27 protein-coding genes are annotated in these 26,990 nt (G+C 45.8%); 18 read left to right on the plus strand and 9 right to left on the minus strand.

Translation table 11 applies throughout. From position 1 onward, the window contains the following. Nucleotides 1–4 precede the first annotated feature (4 nt). The 7 genes from tsaB (at nt 5) to D8886_RS00410 (ending at nt 4,888) form a co-directional block, all read left to right on the plus strand. On the plus strand, nt 5–691 hold the full coding sequence (gene tsaB, locus D8886_RS00380) for a tRNA (adenosine(37)-N6)-threonylcarbamoyltransferase complex dimerization subunit type 1 TsaB (protein WP_125433872.1): 687 nt from the start codon (nt 5–7) through the stop codon (nt 689–691). Further along, nucleotides 688–1,140 carry a ribosomal protein S18-alanine N-acetyltransferase gene (gene rimI / locus D8886_RS00385; protein ID WP_125433873.1) on the plus strand — a complete coding sequence of 151 codons (453 nt, stop codon included), beginning with the start codon at nt 688–690 and terminating at the stop codon, nt 1,138–1,140. Before tsaB ends, rimI begins: the two co-directional genes overlap by 4 nt. Next, complete coding sequence (gene tsaD, locus D8886_RS00390) at nt 1,130–2,140, plus strand: tRNA (adenosine(37)-N6)-threonylcarbamoyltransferase complex transferase subunit TsaD (RefSeq protein ID WP_125357014.1); 1,011 nt, start codon at nt 1,130–1,132, stop codon at nt 2,138–2,140. Before rimI ends, tsaD begins: the two co-directional genes overlap by 11 nt. Nucleotides 2,141–2,149: 9 nt before the next feature. Continuing rightward, a complete protein-coding gene (locus D8886_RS00395; protein WP_125357015.1) occupies nt 2,150–2,845 on the plus strand; it encodes an AzlC family ABC transporter permease in 696 nt (231 codons plus the stop codon). After that, nucleotides 2,835–3,173 carry a branched-chain amino acid transport AzlD family protein gene (locus D8886_RS00400; RefSeq protein WP_125357016.1) on the plus strand — a complete coding sequence of 113 codons (339 nt, stop codon included), beginning with the start codon at nt 2,835–2,837 and terminating at the stop codon, nt 3,171–3,173. Before D8886_RS00395 ends, D8886_RS00400 begins: the two co-directional genes overlap by 11 nt. A gap of 122 nt (nt 3,174–3,295) precedes the next feature. Next, nucleotides 3,296–4,042: a class I SAM-dependent methyltransferase gene (locus D8886_RS00405; protein WP_125357017.1), complete on the plus strand. Its 747-nt coding sequence runs from the start codon at nt 3,296–3,298 to the stop codon at nt 4,040–4,042. A 105-nt stretch (nt 4,043–4,147) separates the two neighbouring features. Beyond that, nucleotides 4,148–4,888: a MerR family transcriptional regulator gene (locus D8886_RS00410; RefSeq protein WP_125433874.1), complete on the plus strand. Its 741-nt coding sequence runs from the start codon at nt 4,148–4,150 to the stop codon at nt 4,886–4,888. Nucleotides 4,889–4,919: 31 nt separating this feature from the next. Here D8886_RS00410 and D8886_RS00415 read toward each other — a convergent pair whose 3' ends face one another. Together D8886_RS00415 and aao are read right to left on the minus strand one after the other, a co-directional pair. Next, nucleotides 4,920–5,375, minus strand: a complete 456-nt coding sequence (locus D8886_RS00415; protein WP_125433875.1) for an 8-oxo-dGTP diphosphatase — start codon at nt 5,373–5,375, stop codon at nt 4,920–4,922. Between the two features lie 44 nt (nt 5,376–5,419). After that, on the minus strand, nt 5,420–6,595 hold the full coding sequence (gene aao / locus D8886_RS00420; protein ID WP_125433876.1) for an aminoacetone oxidase: 1,176 nt from the start codon (nt 6,593–6,595) through the stop codon (nt 5,420–5,422). Between the two features lie 300 nt (nt 6,596–6,895). Between aao and D8886_RS00425 the strand changes: the two genes are divergently transcribed. Both D8886_RS00425 and D8886_RS00430 read left to right on the plus strand, forming a co-directional pair. After that, the gene (locus D8886_RS00425; RefSeq protein ID WP_002896624.1) at nt 6,896–7,390 is read left to right on the plus strand and encodes a DUF536 domain-containing protein; all 495 of its coding nucleotides are present in this window, start codon (nt 6,896–6,898) and stop codon (nt 7,388–7,390) included. Nucleotides 7,391–7,480: 90 nt separating this feature from the next. Beyond that, nucleotides 7,481–9,235, plus strand: a complete 1,755-nt coding sequence (locus D8886_RS00430) for a glycerophosphodiester phosphodiesterase (RefSeq protein WP_125433877.1) — start codon at nt 7,481–7,483, stop codon at nt 9,233–9,235. A 115-nt stretch (nt 9,236–9,350) separates the two neighbouring features. On the opposite strand, the gene D8886_RS00435 is transcribed toward D8886_RS00430, so the two are convergent. Beyond that, nucleotides 9,351–9,650: a YbaB/EbfC family nucleoid-associated protein gene (locus D8886_RS00435; RefSeq protein ID WP_125433878.1), complete on the minus strand. Its 300-nt coding sequence runs from the start codon at nt 9,648–9,650 to the stop codon at nt 9,351–9,353. A 169-nt stretch (nt 9,651–9,819) separates the two neighbouring features. Between D8886_RS00435 and D8886_RS00440 the strand changes: the two genes are divergently transcribed. Next, nucleotides 9,820–10,233, plus strand: coding sequence for a hypothetical protein (locus D8886_RS00440; RefSeq protein WP_002919722.1), 414 nt, complete (start codon nt 9,820–9,822; stop codon nt 10,231–10,233). A 39-nt stretch (nt 10,234–10,272) separates the two neighbouring features. Here D8886_RS00440 and D8886_RS00445 read toward each other — a convergent pair whose 3' ends face one another. Continuing rightward, nucleotides 10,273–12,561: a Xaa-Pro dipeptidyl-peptidase gene (locus D8886_RS00445; protein WP_125433879.1), complete on the minus strand. Its 2,289-nt coding sequence runs from the start codon at nt 12,559–12,561 to the stop codon at nt 10,273–10,275. A gap of 104 nt (nt 12,562–12,665) precedes the next feature. On the opposite strand from D8886_RS00445, the gene gla reads away from it, so the two are divergent. The 8 genes from gla (at nt 12,666) to fni (ending at nt 20,636) form a co-directional block, all read left to right on the plus strand. Beyond that, nucleotides 12,666–13,571: an aquaglyceroporin Gla gene (gene gla / locus D8886_RS00450; protein WP_125433880.1), complete on the plus strand. Its 906-nt coding sequence runs from the start codon at nt 12,666–12,668 to the stop codon at nt 13,569–13,571. Nucleotides 13,572–13,635: 64 nt separating this feature from the next. Continuing rightward, nucleotides 13,636–14,919, plus strand: a complete 1,284-nt coding sequence (locus D8886_RS00455; RefSeq protein ID WP_125433881.1) for a DUF308 domain-containing protein — start codon at nt 13,636–13,638, stop codon at nt 14,917–14,919. 95 nt (nt 14,920–15,014) lie between these two features. Further along, nucleotides 15,015–15,749, plus strand: a complete 735-nt coding sequence (locus D8886_RS00460; RefSeq protein ID WP_125433882.1) for a CppA N-terminal domain-containing protein — start codon at nt 15,015–15,017, stop codon at nt 15,747–15,749. Beyond that, nucleotides 15,746–16,681: a serine hydrolase domain-containing protein gene (locus D8886_RS00465; protein ID WP_125433883.1), complete on the plus strand. Its 936-nt coding sequence runs from the start codon at nt 15,746–15,748 to the stop codon at nt 16,679–16,681. Before D8886_RS00460 ends, D8886_RS00465 begins: the two co-directional genes overlap by 4 nt. Nucleotides 16,682–16,831: 150 nt before the next feature. Beyond that, nucleotides 16,832–17,710 (plus strand): mevalonate kinase, encoded by an 879-nt coding sequence (gene mvk, locus D8886_RS00470; RefSeq protein WP_111676569.1) that lies wholly within the window; start codon nt 16,832–16,834, stop codon nt 17,708–17,710. Continuing rightward, complete coding sequence (gene mvaD / locus D8886_RS00475; protein ID WP_125433884.1) at nt 17,692–18,639, plus strand: diphosphomevalonate decarboxylase; 948 nt, start codon at nt 17,692–17,694, stop codon at nt 18,637–18,639. Before mvk ends, mvaD begins: the two co-directional genes overlap by 19 nt. After that, nucleotides 18,629–19,648, plus strand: a complete 1,020-nt coding sequence (locus D8886_RS00480) for a phosphomevalonate kinase (RefSeq protein ID WP_125433885.1) — start codon at nt 18,629–18,631, stop codon at nt 19,646–19,648. The genes mvaD and D8886_RS00480 overlap by 11 nt, the downstream gene beginning before the upstream one ends. Continuing rightward, entirely contained in the window at nt 19,629–20,636 is a 1,008-nt protein-coding gene (gene fni, locus D8886_RS00485; protein WP_125433886.1) for a type 2 isopentenyl-diphosphate Delta-isomerase, read from the plus strand. The genes D8886_RS00480 and fni overlap by 20 nt, the downstream gene beginning before the upstream one ends. Before the next feature lie 36 nt (nt 20,637–20,672). Here fni and D8886_RS00490 read toward each other — a convergent pair whose 3' ends face one another. The 5 genes from D8886_RS00490 to pflB all read right to left on the minus strand — a co-directional run bounded on the left by D8886_RS00490 (nt 20,673) and on the right by pflB (nt 26,990). After that, entirely contained in the window at nt 20,673–21,947 is a 1,275-nt protein-coding gene (locus D8886_RS00490; RefSeq protein WP_125433887.1) for a hydroxymethylglutaryl-CoA reductase, degradative, read from the minus strand. Then, nucleotides 21,944–23,122, minus strand: coding sequence for a hydroxymethylglutaryl-CoA synthase (locus D8886_RS00495; protein WP_125433888.1), 1,179 nt, complete (start codon nt 23,120–23,122; stop codon nt 21,944–21,946). Before D8886_RS00495 ends, D8886_RS00490 begins: the two co-directional genes overlap by 4 nt. A 144-nt stretch (nt 23,123–23,266) precedes the next feature. After that, complete coding sequence (locus tag D8886_RS00500; protein ID WP_002926806.1) at nt 23,267–23,734, minus strand: threonine/serine exporter family protein; 468 nt, start codon at nt 23,732–23,734, stop codon at nt 23,267–23,269. Between the two features lie 4 nt (nt 23,735–23,738). After that, the gene (locus tag D8886_RS00505; protein ID WP_002901514.1) at nt 23,739–24,515 is read right to left on the minus strand and encodes a threonine/serine exporter family protein; all 777 of its coding nucleotides are present in this window, start codon (nt 24,513–24,515) and stop codon (nt 23,739–23,741) included. A 159-nt stretch (nt 24,516–24,674) separates the two neighbouring features. After that, nucleotides 24,675–26,990 (minus strand): formate C-acetyltransferase, encoded by a 2,316-nt coding sequence (gene pflB, locus D8886_RS00510; RefSeq protein WP_125433889.1) that lies wholly within the window; start codon nt 26,988–26,990, stop codon nt 24,675–24,677.

Raw genomic sequence — 26,990 nt, forward strand, 5'->3', positions numbered from 1 at the left:
TTTTATGAACATTTTAGCGATGGATACGTCCAATAAAGCCTTGTCCTTGGGACTTTTGCAGGATAAGGAGCTCTTGGGACAGGTGACGCTCAATATCAAGAAAAATCATAGCATTACCCTTATGCCAGCTATCGATTTTCTGATGAATAGTCTGGATATGAAACCGACAGATTTGGATCGGATCGCAGTGGCGCAGGGGCCGGGCAGCTACACAGGCCTGAGAATTGCGGTTGCGACAGCTAAGACTCTGGCCCATACCCTCAAGATTGAGCTAGTTGGTGTGTCTAGTCTACAGGCTCTGATTCCAGATCAGGTGGAAGGCTTGGTTATTCCCATCATGGATGCCCGCCGCAATAATGTCTATGCTGGCTTTTATCAGTTTGGTCAGGTTGTTCAACCAGAAGCTCATCTGCCTTTGGCAGAGGTTTTGGAAATGGCTGGCGCTGCCAACCAGCCAGTCACCTTTGTCGGAGAGACAGCAGCTTTTGCGGAGCAGATTGAAGCCGTTCTTCCTCAGGCTACCCTTCAGCCTACCTTGCCAGACGCAGCAGCTGTTGGTCGTATCGGTTTAGGCCTGCCTGCCCAGTCCATTCATGACTTTGTTCCTAACTATCTCAAGCGTGTAGAAGCCGAGGAAAATTGGCTCAAGAACCACCAGGAATCCAGCGATTCTTACATTCAGCGCCTATGATTAAGTTGAGAAAATGGAGCGACAGCTCGGACGTGGACGTGGTACCTCTCGCAGAAGAGCTGGAACAGCTCTTACTTGCAGTCTATGAGGTCAGTCCTTGGACCGCAGGCCAAGTGGAAGAGGTTCTGCGTTCGGATGTGAACAGTTGTGCGCTAGCAGCAGATGAGAATCAGCTTGTCGGCTTTTTAATCTGGCAGGAGACAGACTTTGAAGCAGAAGTCCTGCAGATTGCTGTATTGCCTAGCAACCAGGGACAGAAAATTGCGACAGCCTTGTTTGACTTTTTGCCAGTAGACAAAGAAATTTTCCTCGAAGTGAGGGAGTCCAACAAGCCAGCTCTGCTATTTTACAAAAAAGAAAAATTTGAAGAAATCGCGCGGCGAAAGGCCTACTACCATGCGCCGGCGGAAGACGCGATAGTCATGAAAAGAGAGGTCCATGAAAGATAGATATATTTTAGCTTTTGAGACGTCCTGTGATGAGACCAGTGTGGCGGTTCTGAAGAATGAGGCTGAGCTTTTGAGCAATGTCATTGCCAGCCAGATTGAGAGCCACAAGCGCTTTGGCGGAGTGGTGCCAGAAGTGGCCAGCCGTCACCATGTGGAGGTCATTACGGTTTGCATCGAGGAGGCCTTGGCAGAAGCAGGGATTAGCGAGGAGCAAGTCTCAGCGGTGGCCGTCACCTACGGTCCTGGTCTGGTTGGGGCGCTTCTTGTCGGCTTGGCAGCGGCCAAGTCCTTTGCCTGGGCTCATGATATTCCCCTGATTCCAGTCAATCATATGGCTGGACATCTGATGGCAGCCCAGAGCGTGGAGCCCTTAGAATTTCCCTTGCTGGCTCTTTTGGTCAGTGGCGGCCATACTGAGCTGGTCTATGTCAGTCAGGCTGGTGATTATAAGATTGTGGGGGAAACTCGTGATGATGCGGTCGGTGAAGCCTATGACAAGGTCGGTCGAGTTATGGGGCTGACCTATCCAGCAGGTCGAGAGATTGATCAGTTAGCTCATGAAGGACAGGATATTTATGATTTTCCGCGGGCCATGATCAAGGAAGACAATCTGGAATTTTCTTTTTCTGGTCTCAAGTCGGCCTTTATCAACCTGCACCACAATGCCCAGCAAAAAGGAGAGGTATTGTCTAATCAAGACTTGTCAGCAAGCTTTCAGGCAGCGGTCATGGATATTCTCATGGCCAAGACTAAGAAAGCACTGGAAAAATATCCAGTCAAGACTCTGGTCGTGGCGGGCGGTGTTGCGGCCAATCAAGGTCTGAGAGAACGATTGGCAGCTGAGATTCAGGATGTTAAGGTGATTATTCCGCCTCTGCGGCTCTGCGGTGACAATGCTGGTATGATTGCCTATGCTAGTGTCAGTGAGTGGAACAAGGAGAATTTTGCAAGTTTGGACCTCAATGCTAAGCCGAGTCTGGCTTTTGAAACGATGGAGTAAAGGAGAAGAATGCGCGGGCAGACATTTAAACAGGGTGCAAAAGCAGCAGTGCCAACAGCTCTGGGCTATATTGGGATTGGCTTAGCCTGTGGCATCATGGCGGCGCCCTATATGAATCCCTTGGAGATGGGGCTGATGAGTATTCTGGTTTATGCGGGCAGTGCCCAGTTTGCCATGATTGGTTTATTTGCCCAGCAGGCGCCGGTCTTGGCCATCGCACTCACTGTTTTTCTTATTAATATCCGGCATCTTTTGCTCTGTCTGCATGCATCAACTTTTTTTCGTAAGGCTAGCTTGATGCAGAATATTGTCATTGGCTCTTTTTTGACGGATGAATCTTATGGGGTCTTGATGGGAGAGCGGGCACATACAGAGGAAATCGCTGCTAGCTGGATGATGGGGAATAATTTCATGAGTTATACTGCTTGGATTTTGGGGTCTATTTTGGGAACTGCCCTCGGTGCCCTTCTGCCCAATCCTGAGAGCTTCGGCCTGGACTTTGCCCTAGTCGCCATGTTTATTGGCATTTTCTCTTCTCAGTTTACAATCATGCTGCGCCGGGTCAAGATAAAGAAGCTCTTTTTCGTCTTGGGCGTGGTGGGTCTTGCCTACTTGCTCCTGACCATGCTCCTTCAAAATTCGCTGGCGGTGCTTTTTGCAACCTTGCTAGGCTGTACAGTGGGGGTGATTTTGGATGATAAGTAAGTATATTTTGCTGGCTATTCTTTTGTCAGCCCTAGTCACTTGGATTCCGCGGGTTTTACCCTTTATCCTAGTCAAGTACAAGGGGCTTCCGCCCGTGGCAGAGCGTTTCCTCAAATATCTGCCAGTTTCCATTATCTTTGCCCTTATCCTGTCCAGTGTCACCAATGCTAAAACAGGTCAGCTGCCGAGTTTTAAATGGCTGGATTTAATGGTCGTTTTTCCGACTAGCTATGTGGCATTTAAGTATAAAAACTTAATTGCAACTGTTGTATTTGGTGTAGTCTTGGTGGCCTTGCTGCGCTATCTAGCTGGATTTCTTGGCTTGTAAAGAAGATACAAGACAGATTGAATCGGTCGATTCCGTCTGTTTTTTGTTAAATTCTAAAAATTATCTGAAAATATAATATTTTATGCTATAATGGAACCAATCAAAATCATGGAGGTTCGGAAATGGCAGAAGCAGGTCATAAATTTTTAGCAAAATTAGGAAAGAAACGTCTTCGTCCAGGTGGTAAGCTGGCAACAGACTGGCTGATTGAGCAGGGGCAGTTTTCCAGCGATAAGAAAGTTCTGGAAGTTGCCTGCAATATGGGGACCACAACGATTGAGCTAGCTAAAACATATGGCTGCCAAATTACTGCAGTTGATTTGGATAAGGCTGCGTTGGCTCAGGCTAAGATTAATGGACACAAGGCTGGTGTTGGTGAACTCGTCACATTTGAGCAGGCTAATGCCATGAAGCTGCCTTATGATGACAATTCTTTTGATATCGTTATCAATGAAGCCATGCTGACCATGCAGACGGAGAAGGGAAAAGCCAAATGTATGGATGAGTACTACCGGGTGCTGAAGCCAGGCGGAGTGCTCCTCACCCACGACGTCATGCTCAAACAAAGAGATGAGAATGTCCGGGAAGAGCTATCTCGTGCGATTAATGTCAATGTGGGGCCTCTGACAGAAGGTTCTTGGATTCAGCTAGCGCGCTCTCATGCTTTTGACCGTGTAGACACCTTTATCGGCGAAATGACCTTGATGAGCCTTCGAGGGATGATATATGACGAAGGACTGGGCGGCACACTGAAAATCTGCTTCAATGCCCTTAAGAAAGAAAACTACAGTCAATTTATGAAGATGTTTAAGATGTTCCAAAAAAATCAGGAAAAACTGGGCTTTATTGCTATGGTTTCTCGTAAATAACTGCTAGCCGCTTTAGAAACTCTAAAGTGGTTTAAAAAAATTTCTAAAAAAGCTTGACCCTGACCTTTGGTCAGGGCTTATACTATAGTGGTAAGGAGGTCTATCATGTACCATATCAAAGAAGCTGCGCAGCTTTCGGGAGTCTCTGTCAAAACCCTGCATCATTACGACAAAATCGGACTTTTAGTACCCGCCAAATCAGAAAATGGCTATCGGACATACAGCCAAGCTGATTTAGAGCGGTTACAGGTCATCCTTTACTATAAGTATCTGGGTTTTTCTTTGGAGAAAATAGCAGAGCTGCTGAGTCAGGACGAACAGGCCTTATTGCCGCATCTGGTTAGGCAGTTAGAGTATTTGCAGCAGGAAAGAGACCGCTTGGATACCTTGATTTCCACCTTGCAAAAAACCATCCAAGATGAAAAGGGAGAAAGAAAAATGACAATGAAAGAAAAATTCGCAGGTTTTACCTATGAAGACAATCACAAATATCATCAAGAAGCCGTCGAAGAATACGGTCAAGAAGTCATGTCGGAAGCATTGGTTCGTCAAAATGGACGGGAAGAAGAATCTGCCGCAGCCTTCAATCAAGTTTTTCAAAGTCTGGCAGAGAATATGCAGCAAGGCTTGCCGATTGAAGCAGCAGAAAATCAAGAGCAGGCAGCGCGTCTCTTACAAGCCATTCGCACTTATGGTTTTGACTGCTCACTGCAAGTCTTTGCCCACATCGGTCAGGGCTATGTCCACAATCCAGAATTCAAGAAAAACATCGATAAATTTGGAGTTGGCACAGCTCAGTACACAGCAGATGTGATTGCTGCTTATGTGCGAACAAATGCGGAATAAATAGGCTAGGAATTTCCTAGCCTATTTATTTCTACTTCAAGTCATAAAGCCAGTCGTCACCGTTTTTATAGTAAAAGAATTCACTTAAATCGTCTTCTAAAAAAACACGCAGCATATCAGACATGTCACTTGTTGCTAGCTTTAAATGGGACAGATTTCTAAAATCTTCCCACCAGACCTTTCCTTCATCTGAGGATTGCAGCACACCAGAATAGTGCTTTGTCTTGTAGAGCAGGACGACATAACGAAAATCTTTATCATCATACCAATTCTTTATGCCACAAAGTTGAGGATTGAATATGGTTAATCCAGTTTCTTCTTTGATTTCTCTGATAACTGCATCGGTAAAAGATTCTCCGCGCTCTACATGCCCGCCAGGAAAAGTGATGCCGGGCCAGTCAGACTTGACTCGTTCTTGTACGAGAACTTTTTCTCCGTCATAAATCATGCACATGTTGACGAATTCTACATTTTCTAGTCGATTCATTTGCTTATTCCTTTTGTTTGACCTGAATGGATAAATATGAGCCATCACTCATAATGCAAGCTTCCTGCCACCCAGCCAGTGCAGAGGGCAGATGTGATGTTGAAGCCGCCCGTGTGGGCATTGATGTCTAGGACCTCTCCAGCAAAGTGGAGGCCGGGAACGAGTTTGCTTTCCAGAGTTTTGGGATTGATTTCTTTGAGGCTGACGCCACCCTTGGTTACAAAGGACTTGGCCAGGGACATTTTGCCAGTGACAGGGATGGGCAGTTCTTTGATTTGTTTGATCAGAGTTTCTCTTTCACTGAGATTGAGTTGTTTGACTTTCTCGGGAAAGGGCTGGGCAAAAAATTCTGCCATTCGCTCGGGCAGGAGGATTTTCAGGCAGTTCTTCAGCGATTTTTCCCGGTTTTCTTCTAAAAAGTCCGCCAGATCCTGCTGACTCATCTGAGGAAAGACATCCAGAAAGATGGTTTCTCCACCCTTGACAAAGCTAGACAAGCGCAGGGCTGCCGGGCCTGATAGGCCAAAGTGGGTAAAGAGCAGGTCGTGGGTGATGACATGCTTGCCACAGCTGAGGGTCACATCGTCCAGCGAAATCCCCTGAAGCGCTTTGTGAGGAAAGTCAGTCAGAAGAGGACTTTCAGCAGCTTCCAGGTCAGTCACCGTGTGCTTGAAGTGTCGGGCAATATCGTGACCAAAGCCTGTCGAGCCTGTTGAAGGGTAGGACTTGCCACCAGTCGTCACAATCAATTTCTGGCAGGCCCAAGTCTGGTCGCTGGATCTGACAGTGAAAAGCTCATCAGATTTTTTGACGGAGACAATTTCGGTATTGGTGATGACAGTACCGCCCAGCTCTGCAATTTTCTTTTCCAAAGCTTCGATAATGGTGCGGGACTTGTCTGTCGCTGGGAAAACACGGCCGTGGTCTTCAACCTTGAGTTTGACGCCGTTCTCTGTAAAGAAGTTGATGATATCATGGTTGTCAAATTGGGAAAAGACACTATAAAGAAAGCGTCCGTTACCAGGAATACCAGCCAGGAGGTCATCCAAATCTCCATTATTGGTCACATTGCAGCGCCCGCCACCTGTACCAGCTAGTTTCTTGCCCAGTCGTTTATTTTTCTCGAGGAGCAGGGTCTTCTGTCCGTAGAAAGAGCTGGAAATGGCAGCCATCATGCCAGCCGGTCCTCCGCCGATGATGATTGTATCGAAATGGTTCATTTGTGGTTTCCTTTCGTAGAGAGTGGCTTCTATCAGTTAGTCAGAAATCTTGTGTTTCCTTGGTGAGCAGGATTTGCTATCTTGTAGACGTTCTTGGAAGGTTGTAGCTGAACATCTCTAGACTTCTAAATTCATTCGATTTTTTCATTTCTTTTATTAGACTAATCTGTCTCATTGTATCATAAAAAAGGGCTAAAAAGATAGGAGTCAGGCTCAAAAAATATTGTGAAATTTGACAGTTAAGGCTTGATATGATAAGATTTAGGTATCTACAAACTAGAAAAAGTTTTTGAGGAAATTATGGCAATTGAAAAGACAGTCAGCGAGTTAGCCGAGATTCTTGGAGTTAGCCGCCAGGCGATTAACAATCGTGTCAAGGCACTGCCGCCAGAAGATACGGAAAAGAATGAAAAAGGAGTCACGGTGGTGACCCGCAGCGGCTTGATTAAGCTGGAAGAGATTTATAAGAAAACTATTTTTGAAGATGAACCTGTTAGCGAAGATGTGAAGCAACGCGAGCTGATGGAAATCCTGGTGGACGAAAAAAATGCTGAGATTGTGCGTCTCTATGAGCAGCTTAAGGCCAAGGACAGCCAGTTAGCTAAGAAAGATGAGCAGCTGCGCATCAAGGATGTTCAGATTGCTGAAAAGGACAAGCAGTTGGACCAGCAGCAGCAGCTAACAGCTAAGGCTATGAATGAGCGTGAGACCTTGCTGTTGGAGTTGGATGAAGCCAAGGAAAAGGTGCAGGAGCAGGAAAGCAAGGGCTTCTGGGCACGTTTATTTGGAAAATAAAAATAAGGTTGGGACATCTGTCTCAACCTTGTTTTAAATAAGAATCGCTTTTTAGCAAGTTTTGTATTGTTCACAACATAAAGGAGGAAAATGAAATCACAAAGACTGGGACTTTTACGTCTCTATCGCAATCTTGATAAAATTTTGTTGCTCTTTTTCACAGTCTTTATGCTCATGGAGCTGGTCTGGGTGCCTTTCAACTCCTTTGCAGCAGAGACTCTGCTCAAGCAGACAGGTTACCTCTTCTTATCTTATACGAATGCCCTGAAGGTCCTGACTTCAAATATCTGGGTTGGCTTGGCTTTTCTAGCGCTTTTTGCGGCCAATCTCTTTGTCGCTTATTTTCAGATTGGACTGATATTTATGGGGCTCCGCAATCTTTTAGATGAGGAAGAGCGAAGCGCTTTTCAGTTTATCAAGAAAAGTTTCAAAGACAGCGGCTCGCTGATTCGCTACGCTAGGCCCAGCAAGGTCCTCTTTATTGCACTGTATATGGGCTTTATCTTTCCCTTTCTGCGGCAAATTCTCAAAATCTACTATTTGAATAAAATTCTGATTCCAGAATTTATCGTGACCTATCTCAAGACGGCCTTATGGATGAAATTATCAATCTATGCTTTAGGTTTTCTGCTTTTTTTGATAGCTGTCCGACTGATGTTTGCCCTGCCCAAGCTCTTTTTTGAGCATTTCCGTCTCCGAGATGCGATTAGGTATAGCTTGGAGAAGACCAAGGGGCACTTGATTCGCTATACTTGGCAGCTCTTTTGGATACTGGCCAAGAGCTTTCTCTTCTTTCTTTTAAGCAGTATTCCGATTTTGATGTTGCAGCAGTATGCGGATGGCCAGTCCAATCAGATAGCCTTGATAGCAGCGGTTGTCAATTACTGCCTCATCAAGATGGCTTATTACTTTATGGTAGCCTACTTTCTGATTAAGTTTGTGGCTTTTCTGACAGACAGTAAGCTGTCTGAATACCGCTACAGAAAAGGCCTGCCTCTCATGCGCTGGTTTATCCTTTTGGTCACTAGCTCTGTCTTTGCCCTTGAAGGCTTTGTCTATCTCAATCTGCCCTTGGAAAACGTCCCTCTGACCATCTCTCACCGCGGAGTTTCGCAGGGAAATGGTGTCCAGAATACGGTTGAGTCGCTAGAGAAAACCGCCCTTCTTAAGCCAGATTATATCGAAATGGATGTTCAGGAGACCAAGGATGGCCAGTTTGTCATGATGCACGATGCCAATCTAGAAGCCTTGGCCGGCGTCGATGCCAGACCGCAAGAGCTGACTCTGCAAGAGCTGACGGCTTTAGATATTTCAGAAAATGGACACACTGCCAAAATTTCCAGCTTTGATGCTTATCTCAAACGAGCCAATCAAATGGGGCAGCGACTCTTGATAGAAATCAAAACCAGCAGCTTGGATTCAGACGATATGATGGACCGTTTCCTTAGTCAATACGGAGCCAATATCAAGGTTTATGGTCACCAGATTCAGTCCTTGGACTATCAGGTTATTGATAAGACAGTCCAGTATGATGAGAGCATACAGACCTTCTTTATCCTGCCCTACAATACTATTTTCCCACGGACACAGGCTTCTGGCTATACGATGGAGTACTCGACTCTCGATGAAAACTTTGTCGATAAGCTTTGGACGACGGATAAGAAGCTTTATGACTGGACTATCAATGATGCAGACAGCATTGGCAAATCCTTCCGTCTGGGTGTTGACGGCATGATTACCGATGATTTAGAGCTAGTGCAGAGCTCTATCAAGGAACTGCAGAACAATCCTGACTATGCCCTGCTTTTGATGAGTAAGGCAGCGGATTTACTTAATTTTGTGTAGTGGGCTAGTGAGGAAACGACTATAAATCAAAAAGACTGAGATTCTTCAGTCTTTTTTGCTGGTTCGAGTATCTCTTGATTTATGTTTAGTCAAGAGGTAAGGTTATTTATCTTGCTTAAAAAGGCAATTTGCCTGCGAAAGCGCCCATTTTCTTCTGAGTGGCATCATCAATCTGAGCCAGCGCGTGATTCAGGGCCTGTGCAGTCATCTCTGACAGAGTTTCCAAATCTTCAGGATCCACAACGGCTGGATTGAAGTCAATGCTGACTACCTTTTTATCGCCTGTCAGTTTTGCGATGACTAAATCTTGGGCTGATTTGCCGGTGAATTCTGTTGCAGCTAATTCTGCCTGTCCTTTTTCCATTTGTTTTTGAAGCTTTTGTGCTTGCTTCATCATGCTTTGCATGTTCATCATAAGATTTTCTTTCCTTTCTCTCGCAAGGGCTAAGCCCTTGGTAATCTTCACTCTTCAAATTATATCATTTTTTGAAAAAGTGGCAAGAAGAACATTTCTAAGAGGTTTGACAAAGATTTAGCATTTATAGTAGAATGGTCATGAATCTATATATCAAGGAGAAGACAACTTGAAAAACAAGAAGATAAAAGGTTTGTTGTTGGTAGTGCTCTCATCCCTCTTCATCCTAATTGGCTGTAGCGGCAGTCCCAAAATTCAGGGAAAATGGAATGTACAGGATGCTAGCGGTGAACAAAAGACCATTGAAATAAAAGATAAGACTATCATTGTCAACGAAGAAGAGTATGAGTATACTCAAAATGCAGTTGGTTTTAAGAATGGAGTGAGTTATTATGGCCTGACTCGGAAAGATAATGGCGGAACATTTTCTATCGTCTTTCCTGAGAAAGATAAAAACACTGCTATTATGTTAATTCCTGATTCAGACGATGACTATCTCACAGGCAGTATGCTCTTTGCTATGAACCGCAAGGAAAAGCCAGATTATAAAAAATATGCAGAGAAATATCTCAATCTACGATAAAAGAAAAAGGCGCTGAATCTCAGCGTCTTTTAGCTTTTATTAAAGTAACGTCATGGTCGGCAAATCCAGACTAGATTGTTCCAAATCTACCGTCAGCTGATAGTCGGTCTTATCACGGACGGTATGCTCAAAGTCTGTAGTGTAGAGGACCAGGCGCAGTTGGTCGCCTTTTTTCATTTTATAGATGGTTGGTTGCAGTTCAAAGGAAAATTCCAGCCATTGGTCAGGAGTGACTTCTTCGACAGTCAGTAGGTTGGTCCGGTTTTGCAGGTTGATGAAGCCTTTGGTGATGACGCGATGAGGCGTTTCAGTATGGGGGAGTTCAACCAGATTGTCCAGCATGTAGTAGCGGCCGTTATCCATGACTCTAGGCTCAATAGGAGTCGGAATCGGAGTTAGGCGTTTAGCTGGTCCGAAGTCCAGCAATTGGGCAGAAATCAATCCCTTATCGGTGCTGGATTTGAGGCGAAGATTGAGCTGGCTCGCTCCGTTGAGAAAGAGGTCCTTTTCCAAGGTCCAGTCCAGAGTAATCTGGTTGACCTTACCGTCAAAGAGCTCAGTCTTAAAGCTTTGGTAGTTTTTAGCAAAACGATTATAGTCTTCTTCTGGGTATTGATTTTGGATAGATTGGCAGTCTTGGCCTAGTTGGAGATGAAGATTCTGCTCTTGTCCACCGAAGTCTTCCAAGGTCAGCCAGCTTTGAGCTTGGCCATTGTCCTGCCAGATGACTGCTGGCAGTTCGAAGTCTGATTCACATCCCAGCAGTTTCTTGCTCAGCAGAGCATTGATAGACTCGCGGAAGTCGATGGACTGCCAGTTGTTCATGTAAACATGGGCACCGTTATGGAAGAAAAGATGCTTTTTGATATGGGGCGGTAAGGCCCGAAACATATTATAGACATGGAGAGGCTTAACGTTCCAGTCTTGAGAGCCATGGGTGAAGACGACTTCAGCCTTGACCTTCTCTGCGTGGAGCAGGTAGTTGCGGTCATGCCAAAATTGATTGTAATCTCCGGTTTGCCGGTCTAGGTCTTTGCGCTGCTGCTCTAGGCTTCGCTGATAAGCGTCGTTGTTGCGCAGGTAGTCACCAGCCCTCAGATTGCGGGAGTAGGTCAGTTCGGTCAAGGATTCAAAATCCTCTCCTGGATAGCCGCCAGGACTTGTGACAAGGCCGTTTTCGCGGTAGTAATTATACCAAGAAGAAATCCCAGATTCAGCGATAATGACTTCTAACCCATCTACTCCAGTCGTTGCCAATCCATTGGACATGGTGCCCAGATAGGAGATACCGGTCGTAGCCACTTTTCCGTTGGACCAGGTGGCCTTGATTTCCCGTTGGCGAGTGTGGTCGGTGAAGGCTCGGCAGCGACCGTTGAGCCAGTCAATAACGTTCTTATAAGCCTCGATCTGCTGATAGTCGCCGCTGGTCATCAGTCCTTCAGAGTCTTTAGTTCCTACACCAGACACATAGAGATTGGCAAAGCCGCGGGGCAGCAAGTAATCATTGAGCGTGTAGGTGCCGATATGACCCAATTTTTCCTCGGCTTCAGAGACTTCTTGGGCAGGGGCCAGCGAATCCAGTTGGAGCAATTTGAGCTCAGGATCTTGGACTGTGATTTGATGGGGTTCTTTTTTTACTAAGTCCACATTCATATCGTGGAGAGCCTTGTCGCTGGCGGGGTCATTGGTTCCTTGATGATAAGGAGAAGCGGTCATGACAGCAGGAACTTGTCCTTGATAGCGGGGCCGGATAATGCTGACCTTGATGAGGTCTGGCCGACCGTTTCCATCGGTATCAACTCGGCTTTCTACATAAACCACCTCTCGGATGGCATCGTGGCTGGAAAAGGTTGCCAGGCTCTTGCCGTTGAAGTAGTGGTGGGTATTGTCCTCAGGAATCAAACCCTCGCTGACTAGCTTATCAACTAAGAGGTTGCCATTTTTTGTCCGAGTGTTGAGCAGCTGGTAGAGATTTTCCAACAAGTCTCCAAATGTAATGGGAAAGCCTGTTTCCTTGCGAAAGGCCTCAACATCTGTAAAATCAATAAAGGGCGAGAACTCAAGCAGTTGAAAAGCCACAGTGTAAAAGATAGGTGCTGTCAGTTCTCTGTCAGACTGGAAAAAGCTCAGCAGGTCTGTTTGGCTGTCAGCAGCCCAGGATTTCAAGGGATAATCTGTATTTTTATAAGTGAAAAAGCTGGTGCGGAGAAAATCTTCAAGATTTTCCTTGTCAGAGCGATTGCTGTCATAAAAAAAGCCTAATTCAGCTAATTCTATCAACATATTTTCCCGTTTCGTTCTTGCATAACTATACTGATTAAAACGCATATTCTTCCCTCTTTTTCTTATTTTTATTAAAAATGACCTTTACATTATCCATTATACTTGATAAAATAGACTTTGTCTAAAAAATATTTAAGGAGAATCACTAAATGGATTTCGAATGGGTCGTTAAATACGCCACAGAATTTTTAGGAACAGCTATCCTCATTGTCTTGGGGAACGGAGCTGTTGCCAACGTTGAATTAAAAGGAACTAAGGGACACCAGAGCGGTTGGTTAGTCATCGCTGTCGGATACGGTATGGGGGTTATGATTCCAGCTTTGATGTTTGGTAATGTGTCCGGTAACCATATCAACCCTGCCTTTACTTTGGGACTTGCTGTCAGCGGTTATTTCCCTTGGGCACAGGTTGCACCATATATTGCAGCGCAGATTTTGGGAGCTATCTTCGGACAGGCTTTAGTCGTTGCGACCCATCGCCCTTACTATTTGGGAACAGAAAATCCTAATAATATTTTGGGTACTTTCTCTACCATCTCTAGTCTAGACCATGGCACGCCTGAATCACGTAAAGCAGCCTTGTTCAATGGTTTTATCAATGAATTTGTTGGTTCTTTTGTTCTTTTCTTTGCTGCTATGGGCTTGACCAAGAACTTCTTTGGAGCAGAATTGTTGAGCAAAGCTGAAGCAACTATCAATTCGCAAGCTGCTCAGATGGCAGCACAAGGGACTTCAGTTCCTAAAGAACAGATTGCTGCTGCAATATCTCAGGCTAAAGACCAAGTTGCACCATTCCAAGTTGGTAGCCTTTCAGTCGCTCACTTGGCACTTGGTTTCTTGGTAATGGCTTTGGTAACCTCTCTGGGAGGCCCTACAGGACCAGGACTGAACCCAGCTCGTGACCTCGGACCTCGTATCCTCCACTTCATCCTGCCAGAATCCATTTTGGGCAAACACAAGGGTGATTCAAAATGGTGGTATTCTTGGGTTCCAGTTGTGGCACCGATTCTTGCAGGTATCACAGCAGTCCTCTTGTTTAAAACAATCTACGGATAAGCACATAAGATCAGAGTTGGGGGGATTTCCCCCAGCTCTTTTTTGAACGATAGAGAAGGTAAAGATGGAGATGCAAGTATCAAAATTTCATAAGGTCAGTGGCCGCAGGACCTTACTCTTTGGTTTTTTAGCCCTTGTTTTTGGCCTGATTATCATTGTCAATGGCTTCAGATTTACCAAGCTGGCCTTCGATTTTATTTCGCTTTATCTGACAGTTGTTGGCTTGGTAAATATTGTTCTTCATGTTTTTACGCGCAAGAAAGAAGGGGCTGTCTGGCATAGTCTGCTTCAGATTGCAGTCGCCATGGGTATCAGCTGGCTCAACCGAATCAGTGATGTGCCTGTCAATATTGTGATTATCAGTTTGGGTAGCTACCAGCTCTTGACTGCCGGTATTTACGGAATGACCTATCTGCTTTATCGGCAAAATCATGTCAAGGGAGGTTTACGCTATCTATTTGATACCATTCTCTATGGTGGGATTGGGCTGACCAGTATTCTTTCGCCTGCGACCGACGGACACTTACAGTTTTTGATTTTGGGAATCTATTTGATGATGCTGGGAATGTCCAATATCCGGGATGGCCTCTTTTTCGACAACGACTGGGAAAAACATCGGCTACGTAGGCAAATTCGTATTAACCTACCTATTATTTTTGCAGCCTTTATTCCGGTAGAAAATCTGGAACGCTTTAATCGATTGATTCAGGGAGATGCAGCTTCTGATTGTAAAAATGTTTATAGTCTTGTTAAGAATAGAGAAAAAAAGGCGGACTTGGAGGTCTTGGTCCATACTTCAAAGACAAGTTTATTAGGAGCCATTGGTCATGTAGATATTTGTTATCAGGGACAAGTGATTTCTTATGGTAGCTATGATGTTTTTTCTGAGCGATGCAAGGGCATGATTGGAGACGGTGTTCTCTTCAAGGTTCCTAAAGACGCTTATATTGAGCTTTGCAAAAAAGAAAGCAAGAAAACACTCTTTGGTTATTCTCTGGCTTTGACAGATAAGGAGAAAGAGGCGGTTGAAAAGCGCTTGGCTGAAATCGATCAGCTGTTGGTAGAATGGGAGCCGCCAGCAGAATTGAAAAATGGCCAGCCAACATACTCCTACAAGTTGAAGCATGAACTAGGAGCGCAGCTATATAAGTTTAAAACCAGTCGTTTCAAGACGTATTTTGTCCTGTCGACCAACTGTTGCCTACTAGCAGATTCGATTATTGGGCAGGCTGGGACAGATATTCTGGATATTCGCGGGATTATCGCGCCCGGTACCTACCAGTCCTATCTGCAGTACGAGTTTGAGTCCGCTAGAGGCTTGGTCATTGCTCAGACCGTTTACCAATAAATCCAAGGCCTTCTTGTTTTAAAAATTGTTTATTTGCGCATAATTTCTTGTCAAAAAGATGAAAATCCATTACAATAAAATGGTTTGGAGGAATTATGAGCGCGAATCATATTATTAGAATTATCCCTGTATTAAAGATAAATAACCGTCATTTAAATCAAGAATTTTTTGTAAATCAGCTGGGCATGAAGGCCCTTTTAGAGGAAGCTGCTTTTCTGTCCTTGGGAGATCAGACAAAGACTGAGAAACTGCAGCTGGAAGAATCGCCCAGTATGCGGTCTCGGCGAGTTAAAGGGCCTAAAAAGTTAGCCAAAATCGTTGTCAAGGTTGCAGATGCTAAAGAAATCGAGTCTCTATTGGCTCAAAAGCCTGCTTGGACAAAGCTGTATCAAGGAGAGAAAGGCTATGCTTTTGAAGCTCTGTCGCCAGAAGGAGACCTAGTTCTCCTGCATGCAGAAGAGAATAGAGCAAATCTGCAAGAAGTCACGGCGGCGCCTGAATTTGAAAAGCAAGAGGACTTTATCGGTCTTAGCCAATTTGAGATAGAGACGGTAGAAATTCGTGTGCCTGATGCCAATGCAGCCCAAGAATTTTACAGCAAGATTGAAAATGCGCTGGATTTCCTGACCTTTACAGAAGCAGAGGGACAAGACTTGCAGACTGACAATGCCCTAACTTGGGACTTGACCATGCTCAAAGCTCAGGTCAATCGTTTCGAAACAGCTTCTCTGCGTCCTGTCTTTGAAGGGCACGAAATCTTTGTACCTAAGTCAGATAAGTTCCTGCTGAGTCAGGATTCGAGCAAGATTGAATTGTGGTTCGAAGCATGACTCTAAAAAACATCATCAGTAAAATACAAGAACAGCTGAAAGACGGTATCTATCCCGGTGCTAGTCTGGCCTTGTATCAAGCTGGCCGGTGGCAGGAATTCTACTTTGGTCTAGCTGATCCGGAAGAAGCAAAAGCTACTCAAGCGGATTTGGTCTATGACTTGGCTAGCGTCAGCAAGGTGGTCGGAGTTGGTACTCTGGCAGCCTTTTTGTATGAGCAGGGCAAGCTGGAGCTGGATTTGCCCTTGCAGCATTACTATCCGGCCTTCCATCGAGAAGATGTGACCTTGCGTCAGCTCTTGACCCACACATCTGGGCTGGATCCCTTTATTCCCAATCGTGATCAGCTGACAGCTCCCGAGTTGAAAGCAGCACTCAATTATTTGACAGTGCTTGAAGATAAGTCCTTCCGCTATACGGATGTGAATTTTCTGCTCTTGGGCTTTATGCTGGAAGAGATCTACGGTCAGGCCTTGGATCAGATTTTTCAAAGTCAGATTTTCCAGCCTTGGGGTTTGACTGAGACAGGTTTTGGGCCAGTTTCAGGAGCTGTGCCGACCGTTCGCGGTGTCCAGGATGGTCAGGTTCATGACCCCAAGGCGCGTGTTTTAGGCATCCATGCTGGCAGTGCTGGCTTATTTTCAACTCTCAGGGATTTGGAAATATTTCTGGAACATTATCTGCAGGATGACTTTGCGGCCAATCTGACCCAGAATTTTTCCAAGGAGCCAGGCAAAAGACGTAGTCTAGCCTGGAATCTAGAGGGCAGCTGGCTGGATCACACTGGTTACACGGGAACCTTTATCATGTATAATCGCAAGGAGCAAAAGGCGGCTATTTTCCTATCCAACCGGACCTATGAAAAAGACGAGCGAGCTCAATGGATTTTGGATCGTAACCAGCTGATGGACCTGATAAGAATAGAACTTTAAAAGACTCCGGCTGCAAGCCCCGGAGTTTTGTCATGACTGCCTATATAAATATCGGTCTCTAGCCCCAGTGATTTTCTCTGAATAAAAATCGCTTTTTTTGCCAAAGTATATTAAAATAATATAGAGAGAATCTACAGATAAGAGAAGACTATGACAAAAGAAATCGGTGTCGGCAAGGCACACAGTAAAATTATTTTAATGGGAGAGCATTCGGTGGTCTATGGCTATCCGGCTATTTCCCTGCCTCTTAATCGTATCGAAGTGACCTGTCAGGTCTTTCCGTCTGAGCGGGCCTGGACCCTCTACGCCGAGGATACGCTGTCTATGGCTGTTTTTGCCTGTCTGGAACATCTCGGTCGGCAGGGAGCTAAGATTCGCTGTCAGGTGGAGTCCATGGTGCCTGAGAAGAGGGGAATGGGTTCTTCAGCAGCGGTTAGTATTGCGGCTATTCGGGCGGTTTTTGACTACTTTGAGGAAGAGCTGGATGACCAGACACTGGAGATTCTAGCCAATCGGGCTGAGATGATTGCCCATATGAATCCCAGCGGCCTTGATGCCAAGACCTGCCTTAGTGATGTGGCTATTAAGTTCATCCGCAATTTCGGTTTCAGTGAAATTGAGCTGGATCTGGATGCCTTTTTAGTGATTGCAGATACGGGCATTCACGGTCATACCCGCGAAGCTATCCGTGCTGTAGAAAGTCAGGGTCAAAAGGCTCTGCCTTTGCTGCAGGAATTGGGCAATTTAACGAAAATCCTTGAGAAGGCTATTTCTATCAAGGACCTGATGACGATGGGGCAAGCTATGACCAAGGCTCATGAGAAGTTAGCCAAGCTAGGAGTGTCTTGCCAGAAAGCAGATGAGCTGGTGGCGGCAGCGCTTGAAAATGGAGCTTTGGGTGCTAAAATGAGCGGCGGTGGTCTGGGTGGCTGTGTCATTGCTCTTGTAGGAGAAAAAAGTCAGGCGGAGGCCTTAGCCGCCTTATTGAGAGAGAAAGGGGCCATTAACACATGGATCGAAAGCCTGTAAGTGTCAAATCCTATGCCAATATTGCAATTGTCAAATATTGGGGGAAGAAAGATGCAGAAAAGATGATTCCGTCTACCAGCAGTATCTCACTGACATTGGAAAATATGTACACCGAGACGCAACTGAGTCCTTTGCCGGATACAGCGACTGGATATGAGTTTTATATTGACGGTCAGCTGCAAAGTCCGGCAGAACATGCCAAAATCAGTAAGATTATTGACCGTTTCCGCTCTCCAGAAGATGCTTTTGTCCGCGTTGATACGAGCAATAATATGCCAACAGCAGCTGGTCTGTCGTCCAGCTCCAGCGGTCTGTCAGCCCTAGTCAAGGCCTGCAATGCCTATTTTCAGACGGGTTATCAGACGCAAGAGCTGGCCCAGCTGGCTAAGTTTGCTTCAGGGTCATCTGCTCGGTCTTTCTTTGGTCCGCTAGCAGCCTGGGATAAGGACAGCGGGGCCATCTATCCAGTCAAGACGGATTTGAAATTAGCCATGATTATGCTAGTTCTGCACGATGAGAAAAAGCCCATTTCCAGCCGTGACGGTATGGAGCTCTGTGCTAAAACTTCCACGATTTTCCCAGATTGGATTACCCAGTCTGCCTTGGATTATCAGGCTATGCTGGGTTATTTACGGGACAATGATTTTGCCAAGGTGGGCCAGCTGACGGAAGAAAATGCTCTTCGGATGCATGCTACGACAGAAAAAGCTTATCCGCCCTTTTCTTATCTGACAGAGGAGTCTTACCAAGCTATGGATGCTGTCAGAAAGCTGCGGGAGCAGGGCGAGCGTTGCTACTTTACCATGGACGCGGGGCCAAATGTCAAGGTGCTCTGCTTGGAGGAAGACCTAGACCATCTGGTGGCTATTTTTGAGAAGGACTATCGCCTTATTGTCTCCAAAACAAAGGACTTGTCAGATGAAAGCTAGTGCAAGAGTCCAAACTTGTGGCAAGCTCTATCTAGCGGGTGAATATGCAGTGCTGACGGCCGGTCAGCCAGCCATTATCAAGGCCATTCCTATCTATATGACGGGCGAAATCCAGACAGCGCCTGACTATCACTTGACATCAGATATGTTTGATCATAGTGCTAAGCTAGAGCCAGACCCTGATTATGCCTTGATTCAGGAGACGATAGAGGTTATGAACACTTATCTGCTAGACTTAGGCTACCAGCTTCAGCCTTTTTTTCTGCAGATTAGTGGCAAGATGGAAAGAGAAGGCAAGAAGTTCGGGATTGGCTCCAGCGGTAGTGTTGTTATTCTGACCCTCAAGGCCATGGCAGCACTTTATGAGCTGGACATAGAGCCCGAGCTACTTTTTAAGCTGGCTTCCTACGTCCTCCTCAGGCGCGGAGACAATGGCTCCATGGGAGATCTAGCCTGCATTGCTTATGAAGACATGATTTACTACCGGTCTTTTGATAGAGAGCTGGTCCGCAAACGTATAGACAAAGTTGATTTGCCACAGCTGTTAGCAGAGGATTGGGGTTTTGAAATTCGTAGTATTAAGCCTTGCTTAGCCATGGATTTTCTGGTTGGATGGACCAAGCAGCCAGCGATTTCTAAGGACTTGGTCAATCAGGTCAAGTCAGCTATTTCGGAGTCCTTTTTGACAGGCAGTAGAACGCAGGTTGATGCTTTGGAGAGAGCTTTATTAGCAGGAGAGAAGTACGTTATTCAGTCTAGTCTGGAAAAGGCTAGCCAGCTCTTAGAAAGGCTCAGCCCAGCTATCTATACAGACAGGCTGAAAGTCTTAAAAGAAGCGGCAGATGGACTGAACTGCGTGGCTAAGAGCAGTGGTGCCGGCGGTGGCGACTGCGGGATTGCTCTCAGCTTTGATGCCGCATCTAGCAAGCAACTGATTCAAGCCTGGCAAGAAGCTGGCATTGAGCTATTATATAGAGAAAGGATGAGCCATGATGAGCCAGAATCGTAAGGACGACCATATCAAATACGCTTTAGAGCAGCGTCCGGGTTACAACAGTTTTGATGAAATGGAACTGGTTCACCGCTCTTTGCCCAAGTACGATTTGGCTGAGATTGACCTATCTACTCACTTTGCTGGTCGTGACTGGGAGTTTCCTTTTTACATCAATGCCATGACTGGCGGCAGCCAAAAAGGTGGTCAGATCAATGAAAAGCTGGCTCAAGTAGCTGAAAGTTGCGGCCTTCTTTTTGTAACTGGCTCTTACAGCGCAGCCTTGAAAAATCCTTCTGATCCTTCCTATCGGGTGGCGGCTGGTCGGCCTAATTTATTGCTGGCTACCAATATCGGCTTGGACAAGCCTTATCAAGACGCCCAGCAGGCAGTAGCTGATTTGCAGCCCCTCTTTTTGCAGGTTCATGTCAATCTCATGCAGGAATTGCTCATGCCAGAGGGCGAGCGGGAGTTTCGTTCTTGGCGCCAGCACTTGACTGATTATAGTCAGCGACTGGATATTCCCCTAATTCTTAAAGAAGTTGGCTTTGGCATGGATCGCTCTACTGTCGAAGAAGCACGCTCCTTGGGCATTCAGACTTTTGATATTTCCGGCCGGGGTGGCACTAGCTTTGCCTATATTGAAAATCAGCGGGGTGGCAATCGTGACTACCTCAATGATTGGGGGCAATCTACTCTGCAGAGCCTGTTAGCACTTCAGTCACTTCGCGATGAGGTCGAACTTTTGGCTAGTGGAGGTGTCCGCCATCCTTTGGACATAATCAAAGCTCTGGTCTTAGGAGCCAAGTCAGTTGGCCTTTCTCGCGCCATGCTGGACTTGGTAGAAAATCACTCAGTGGAAGAGGTTATTGATATTGTAGAAGGTTGGAAATCAGATCTGCGCCTCATCATGTGCGCCCTGTCCTGCCGAAACTTGCAAGAACTAAAGAGTGTACCCTATCTACTCTATGGGCGACTGAAAGAAGCTCAGGAACAGATTAAATAGCATAAAGACATACAAAAAAGGCCATCAATGGCCTTTTTACTTGTCCTGTTTTCGCAAGTCAGCTAGGGTTTCCTGAGCAGCAGCGAGGTTGAAAGTCTTCTTGGCTGTTAAGCGACTGGCTATAGCAGCGATTTCTTCGCCTTGGGCTCCAGCCTGCAATGCTAAAGATTTGGCTTGCAATTTCATGTGTCCGGCTTGGATGCCAGTGCTGACCAGGGCTTTGAGGGCAGCGAAATTTTGCGCCAATCCGACCGATACGATGAGGGAAGCCAAGTCCTTGGCCTGAGGCAGCCCCAGCAAGTCAAAGCTGGCTGTCACTTTGGGATTGAGGCCAATGGATCCTCCCTTAGTTGCAATAGGCATGGGCAGGGTCATCTGACCATGAAGCTGGCGTTTGTCTGGGTCCGCCGTCCAAGTAGAGAGGCCGCGGTAACTTCCTTCTCGGCTGGCATAGGCATGAGCGCCAGCCTCTATAGCTCTCCAGTCATTTCCAGTAGCCAGTACCAAAGCATCAATACCATTAAAGATACCTTTATTGTGGGTAGCTGCTCGGTAAGGATCGACCTGGGCTAGCTTGCTAGCCAGCTGCATTTTATCCGCAAGAAGTTCCGCCTCAGCCTTATCCCGACTGAGAAAGCGATAGTCGATGACACAGCGGGCTGTTACCAGGCTATCTGTTGCATAGTTTGACAGGATAGCCATCAGACTCTTACCGCCAGTCAGATCTTCCAGAGGAAGGGTGAGGGCCTCCAGCATGGTGTTGAGCATATTGGCTCCCATGGCTTCCTGCGTATCTACAGACAGATAAAAAATGAGGAAGTCATCCTTTTGCTCCAGCCAAAGATCTCTAGCACCGCCACCACGAGCAACAATCGATGGATAGGCTTGGTTGGCCTGTTCCAGCAACTCTTTCTTTTGCCTGAGAACATCTTTAATGGCTTGGTCTGCATTATCAACCTGATAGAGGGCGATTTGCCCAATCATCTGGCGTTTGTGGACCTCTGTCTCAAATCCGCCTGAACGTTTGATAATCTTAGCGGCAAAGCTGGCTGCTGCTACCACAGATGGCTCTTCTGTCACAAAAGGAACTTGATAGGTATTGCCATCCACCAGAAAGTCTGGCACCAGAGAGTAGGGCAAGGCCAGAGTGGCCACTACATTTTCGCTCATCTGATTGGCTGTTTCCAGAGGCAAAGTCTGCTGACTGTCTAGCAGCTGCCAATGTTCATCTTGTAAAAGTCCCTTTTCTTTCAGCATCTGCAGCCGCTCAGCAGGAGTTTTTTTGGAAAATCCAGTCCAGTTTACTTTCATGATGATTTCTCAACTTTGATATACTTACGCTGGTGCTCTGCAATTTCAGCCAGAGCAAAGCTTTGGTTCTCATAGCCAGAGAAGCGAGCATTGCCCTCTGCATCCAGCTCAGCTTCTTCAAAAAAGATGCGCTCGTAGTCTACGATGGAAAGAGCCTGACGCTGGTCTAATTCCTCTAGGCGTGTGTTGGATAGATGCTTTTCATAGCCTTCTACCAAATTGGCACTGAAGATTTCAGAGACAGCTCCGCTGCCATATCCGAAGAGAGCAACCCGATCGCCAGCCTTGAGGTTGTCAGAGTTTTCTAAAAGAGACAGGAGGCCTAGGAAGAGGGAGCCTGTATAGATATTTCCAACTTTTTGGCTGTAGAGAATAGAGGCTTCAAAGTTCTTTCTAAGCTGGTCTTGCTGCTCTTGAGGCAGGCTTTTATCCATGATTTTATTGAGACCTTTGAGAGCCAGTTTTGGATAAGGCAGGTGGAAGCAGTAGGCCGCAAAATCTTTGAGAGCCAGCTTGTGGCGTTTTTGGTACTCCGTCCAAGTTGTCTTTAAGCTATCCAGATACTGCTGGGTTGAATAGAGCCCGTTGACATAAGGCGTTGTCGAGTAATTTGGGCGCCAAAAATCCATGACATCGCGTGTCTGGGCCACATTATCATCATTGAAAGCGAGGATACGAGGATTGCTGCTAATCAGCATAGAAATAGCTCCCGCTCCCTGCGTTGGCTCACCAGGTGTATGAATGCCATACTTGGCAATGTCGCTAGCTAACACCAAAACTTTGCTGTCTGGATGTTTTTCGATATGGAGCTTGGCATAGTCCAGTGCAGCAGTTGCCCCATAGCAGGCTTCCTTGATTTCAAAGCTGCGGGCAAAAGGCTGGATGCCCAAAAGGCCGTGGACAAAAACGGCTGCCGCCTTGCTCTGGTCAATCCCTGACTCAGTGGCCACGATGACCATATCAATCTTTTCTTTGTCCTCTGCTGTCAGGATGGGCTCTGCTGCCGCCGCTCCCAAGGTAACAATATCCTCAGTCAGAGGAGCAATGCTAAGTTCCTTGAGTAAGAGCCCCTTGCTAAGCTTTTCTGGGTCAGTCCCACGGGCTGCAGCTAAATCATTTAATTTTAAGACATAATTACTGGTCGCAAAACCGATTTTGTCGATTCCGATTGTCATTATAAGACCTCTTTAAATCCTTTTATTCTAGTATATTCCGAAGACTATTTTACCATACTTAGGAATAAAACTCTTACAAAAACATCTAATCTCAACTAAATCAGGCTTAAGATGTATTTTCCAAAAGAAAAACAGCAGATGGTTCTACTGTTTGTTTACTGTGAGTTTGGTTTGGCGCTTTTTTAAATAGTGATAGAGTTTGAGTACGACAGTGCCGCTGGCCATACCAATTGAGATGACTAAGGCCAGAATGACTACCAGAGTGGCGTGAATCATAGCCTGGCTGTAGTCACCAGTGACAAAGAAGGCAGTCGTCCGATAGGAAATATAGCCTGGGACCAAAGGCGCTAGAATAGCCAAAATAAAAACAACAGCAGGCGTTTTATAGATGATGCTGAGAATTTGGCTGACGCAGGAACCGATGATAGCAGCTACAAAGGTTGCTATGATGACGTTGGTCGGTCCTTTGAGTAGGAGATAGAGTAGCCAAATAGCCATGCCCAGCACTCCGCCGGGAATCAGCATACTGCGCTGAACATTTAAAACGATTAAAAAAGTAATGATAGCCAGTAGGCTGGCAACTGCTTGCAGTAAGAAAGTCAAGATTGTCATAGGCTTATTTCATAATAAGGAGGGCAACAGAGGTACCTGCACCGAGAGCAAGAGTGATGAGGAGCGATTCAAAGAGCTTGCTCATCCCAGAGTTGATATGGTTGGTCATGATGTCACGCACAGAGTTGGTCAGAGCAATGCCAGGCACAAAAGGCATGACAGAACCCGCAATAATCAAATCGTCTGTGGAGTTAAAACCGGAATAACGCGTCCAGATATGAGCCAGCAGTCCGAAGACAAAGGCTCCGGCAAAAGCTGTCACAAAAGGGATACGGATATATTTGTCAACATACAAAGAGAAAGCAAAGCCAAAGAAGGTAGCAATGGCAGCCCCCAAAGCATCGTAGAAATTTCCGCCAAACATGATGGAGAAGAAGGGAGCACTGAGCGTTGCGGCAGCAATCAGCTGCTTGTTATTATAGGGCAGCTCCTTCACCTTGAGGCGATTCAGCTCATCAAAAGCCTCCTGAAGACTGATTTCTCCTGTTACCAACTGACGGGAGACTTGATTGACGTCGCAGACCTTTTCGATATTGTAGTTGGTCTTGAGATTACGTTTCATCCGTGAAACATTTGTATTTTCAATCGAAAAGAAAATAGCCACTGGCATTGCTAAGGCATTGCAGTCGATGATCCCTTGCGAATGAGCGATGCGAATCATGGTGTCTTCTACCCGATAGGTCTCGGATCCGCTCTGCAGCAGCAGTGTCCCAGCCAGCATGATAACATCTACTGCCAGATTGAAATCTTTGGCTTCTTCCCTGATACCTTTCTCTGTCATTTCCCCAATCCTTTTCCTAGTATAGCAATAGAACCATTATACCATAAAGCCTCTTAAAAATATCATCAAGTTGGCAGCCATTTGGACTCATAGATATAAAAAAGAAGATTGGGGATTTCCAATCTTCTTTCAAATGGTTTGTAAGTCTTTAGTCGTTTATTAGCTCAAAGCATCGTCCATAGAGAGCACTTCGTGGAAGACACGTTGAGTCAATTCAGTCTTTTGCTCTGGAGTCAAGTACTTAGTATTTACACAGTAACCTGAGATACGAACGATAACATCTTCGCCAGACATAATCTTCTCGTAAACATCCTTCAAGTCCATAACGTTCAAGTTAACGTGCTGACCACCGTTTTCGAAGTAGCCATCCAGGATAGTAACCAAGTTGTCTACTTGTTCGTCGTGAGTCTTACCAAGCGCACGAGGTGATACTTGAGTTGTCAGGGAAATACCGTCAGCTGCGTAACTGAAGTCCAAGCTAGCAAGAGAGTTAAGGTTTTGCAACCAGCCACCTTTTGCCTTGTTAGATGGGTTAGCACCTGGTGAGAAGAATTCCAATTTAGACAAGTTCACGCTGCCATCTTCGTTGAGGTACACTCCTTTATGGACTGGTGAGTTACCAGTTTGTTTAGAGTAAGCAACGTTAGATGTGATAGTCAGAAGAGACACAGTAGCTTCTGCATTCTTATACAGTTTGTGGCTGCGCAGACGAGTTGTGTAAGCTTCTACCAACCATTCAGCCAGTTCGTTTGAACGAGGATCATCTTCACCCCAACGTGGGTATTCTCCGATTGTTTCATAGTCGTAGATATAGCCGTTTTCGTCGCGGATTGGCTTAACAGTTGCGTACTTGATAGCAGACAAGGTATCAACAGTGTTGGCAAATCCACAGATACCGAATCCCATGTTAGCACGTTGGTAAGTTGGCAAGAAGGCCATTTGAACAGCTTCGTAGTTGTACTTGTCAGTCATGTAGTGGATGATGTTCAAGGCATCTACGTAAGTGTCAGTCAACCAGTCCAGAGATTTTTCAAAGTTCGCTTTAACTGATTCGAATTCAAGAACTTCGTCACGGATAGGCTCGATGTCAAATACTTTGTAATCTTTATGAACATCGTCGTAACCACCGTTGAGACCTGTCAGAAGGGCTTTCAGAACGTTTACACGAGCACCAAAGTATTGGATGTTGTGGCGTTGTTCTTCATTTTCAGGGTCAAGCGGAGACACACAGCAAGAGATACAGCTCATTTCACCGTAACCATCTCGAGCCATTGTTGTTACACCTTCGTATTGGATAGAAGAGTGCTTGTGGCTCATGTGCATACAGTAGCGACGGAATGAGTATGGAAGTTTGTCAGTCCAGAGAACGGTCAAGTTTGGTTCTGGAGAGTTACCAATGTTGTCAAGTGTGTTAAGGAAACGGTAGTCCATCTTTGTAACACGGTGACGGCCGTCGTTACCCATACCTGCCATAGAAGTAGTGATGAAGGTTGGGTCACCAGAGTAAAGTTGGTCGTAAGCTTTTGTACGAGCAAACTTCACTGTACGAAGTTTCATAACGAAATCATCAACAAATTCTTGGATTTCTGATTCAGTGTAAGTACCGCGAGCCAAGTCACGTTCAGCATAGATGTCAAGAACGATAGGCACACGTCCAAGAGAAGTAGCAGCACCGTTGATAACACGGCAGACAGCCATGAAGGCGATGTTAGTCCATTGGATAGCTTCTTTAACGTCAAAGGCAGGACGGCGAACATCTACTCCGTAAAGGTCACCAAGTTTTACAACTTCACCGAGTGCTTGGTATTGCAGGTTGATTTCTTCGCGCAGACGGATTGTTTCTTCATCAATATCAGTCAAACCATTCCAGTCGCGAACTTTTTCAGCCATGAGGTAGTCAGCTCCATAAAGAGCAAGACGTGCGTAAACCCCGATGATACGTCCACGTGAGTAAGCATCTGGAAGACCAGTTACAGTGTGGGCGTGACGAGCACGGCGGATGTTAGAAGTGTAAGCACGGAATATTCCGTCATTTACTGTAGTAACATATTTAGTAAAGATTTCATGAACAGCAGGATCTGGTTCGTATCCATTTTCTTTCAAAGTAGTTTCAGCCATGCGGATACCGCCTTTTGGCATGAAGTTCAATTTGAAGAGTTCGTCATTTTGGATACCGTAAATCAGTTCGTTGTCCTTGTCAATGTAACCAGCGTCAATACCAGCGATAGATGCTGGACGAGTGTCCATTGGGAAACGAGTTTCTTCGTAGTGAGCTTTTGTTTCTTCTACGATTTTCTTGATGTGGAGTGAGCGCTCAGTAGGACCTGCCAAGAAGCTTTCATCTCCATCATAAGGTGTGTAGTTAGCTTGAACGAAGCGAGAAACACTTGCTTTCTCNTTCCAGTCTTCACCTTTGAAGCCTTCCCAAGCTTTGTCAAAAATATCTTGAGCTTCAACAACTGTTTTTACAACCAT

Source organism: Streptococcus sanguinis, assembly GCF_003943655.1.
Classification (GTDB): Bacteria; Bacillota; Bacilli; order Lactobacillales; family Streptococcaceae; genus Streptococcus; species Streptococcus sanguinis_F.

Excerpts from the sequence above, each read along its gene's own strand:
- tsaB (WP_125433872.1), top strand. The coding sequence starts at position 5 with ATGAACATTTTAGCGATGGATACGTCCAATAAAGCCTTGTCCTTGGGA.
- rimI (WP_125433873.1), top strand. The coding sequence starts at position 688 with ATGATTAAGTTGAGAAAATGGAGCGACAGCTCGGACGTGGACGTGGTA.
- tsaD (WP_125357014.1), top strand. The coding sequence starts at position 1,130 with ATGAAAGATAGATATATTTTAGCTTTTGAGACGTCCTGTGATGAGACC.
- D8886_RS00395 (WP_125357015.1), top strand. The coding sequence starts at position 2,150 with ATGCGCGGGCAGACATTTAAACAGGGTGCAAAAGCAGCAGTGCCAACA.
- D8886_RS00400 (WP_125357016.1), top strand. The coding sequence starts at position 2,835 with ATGATAAGTAAGTATATTTTGCTGGCTATTCTTTTGTCAGCCCTAGTC.
- D8886_RS00405 (WP_125357017.1), top strand. The coding sequence starts at position 3,296 with ATGGCAGAAGCAGGTCATAAATTTTTAGCAAAATTAGGAAAGAAACGT.
- D8886_RS00410 (WP_125433874.1), top strand. The coding sequence starts at position 4,148 with ATGTACCATATCAAAGAAGCTGCGCAGCTTTCGGGAGTCTCTGTCAAA.
- D8886_RS00415 (WP_125433875.1), bottom strand. The coding sequence starts at position 5,375 with ATGAATCGACTAGAAAATGTAGAATTCGTCAACATGTGCATGATTTAT.
- aao (WP_125433876.1), bottom strand. The coding sequence starts at position 6,595 with ATGAACCATTTCGATACAATCATCATCGGCGGAGGACCGGCTGGCATG.
- D8886_RS00425 (WP_002896624.1), top strand. The coding sequence starts at position 6,896 with ATGGCAATTGAAAAGACAGTCAGCGAGTTAGCCGAGATTCTTGGAGTT.
- D8886_RS00430 (WP_125433877.1), top strand. The coding sequence starts at position 7,481 with ATGAAATCACAAAGACTGGGACTTTTACGTCTCTATCGCAATCTTGAT.
- D8886_RS00435 (WP_125433878.1), bottom strand. The coding sequence starts at position 9,650 with ATGATGAACATGCAAAGCATGATGAAGCAAGCACAAAAGCTTCAAAAA.
- D8886_RS00445 (WP_125433879.1), bottom strand. The coding sequence starts at position 12,561 with ATGCGTTTTAATCAGTATAGTTATGCAAGAACGAAACGGGAAAATATG.
- gla (WP_125433880.1), top strand. The coding sequence starts at position 12,666 with ATGGATTTCGAATGGGTCGTTAAATACGCCACAGAATTTTTAGGAACA.
- D8886_RS00455 (WP_125433881.1), top strand. The coding sequence starts at position 13,636 with ATGGAGATGCAAGTATCAAAATTTCATAAGGTCAGTGGCCGCAGGACC.
- D8886_RS00460 (WP_125433882.1), top strand. The coding sequence starts at position 15,015 with ATGAGCGCGAATCATATTATTAGAATTATCCCTGTATTAAAGATAAAT.
- D8886_RS00465 (WP_125433883.1), top strand. The coding sequence starts at position 15,746 with ATGACTCTAAAAAACATCATCAGTAAAATACAAGAACAGCTGAAAGAC.
- mvk (WP_111676569.1), top strand. The coding sequence starts at position 16,832 with ATGACAAAAGAAATCGGTGTCGGCAAGGCACACAGTAAAATTATTTTA.
- mvaD (WP_125433884.1), top strand. The coding sequence starts at position 17,692 with ATGGATCGAAAGCCTGTAAGTGTCAAATCCTATGCCAATATTGCAATT.
- D8886_RS00480 (WP_125433885.1), top strand. The coding sequence starts at position 18,629 with ATGAAAGCTAGTGCAAGAGTCCAAACTTGTGGCAAGCTCTATCTAGCG.
- fni (WP_125433886.1), top strand. The coding sequence starts at position 19,629 with ATGATGAGCCAGAATCGTAAGGACGACCATATCAAATACGCTTTAGAG.
- D8886_RS00490 (WP_125433887.1), bottom strand. The coding sequence starts at position 21,947 with ATGAAAGTAAACTGGACTGGATTTTCCAAAAAAACTCCTGCTGAGCGG.
- D8886_RS00495 (WP_125433888.1), bottom strand. The coding sequence starts at position 23,122 with ATGACAATCGGAATCGACAAAATCGGTTTTGCGACCAGTAATTATGTC.
- D8886_RS00500 (WP_002926806.1), bottom strand. The coding sequence starts at position 23,734 with ATGACAATCTTGACTTTCTTACTGCAAGCAGTTGCCAGCCTACTGGCT.
- D8886_RS00505 (WP_002901514.1), bottom strand. The coding sequence starts at position 24,515 with ATGACAGAGAAAGGTATCAGGGAAGAAGCCAAAGATTTCAATCTGGCA.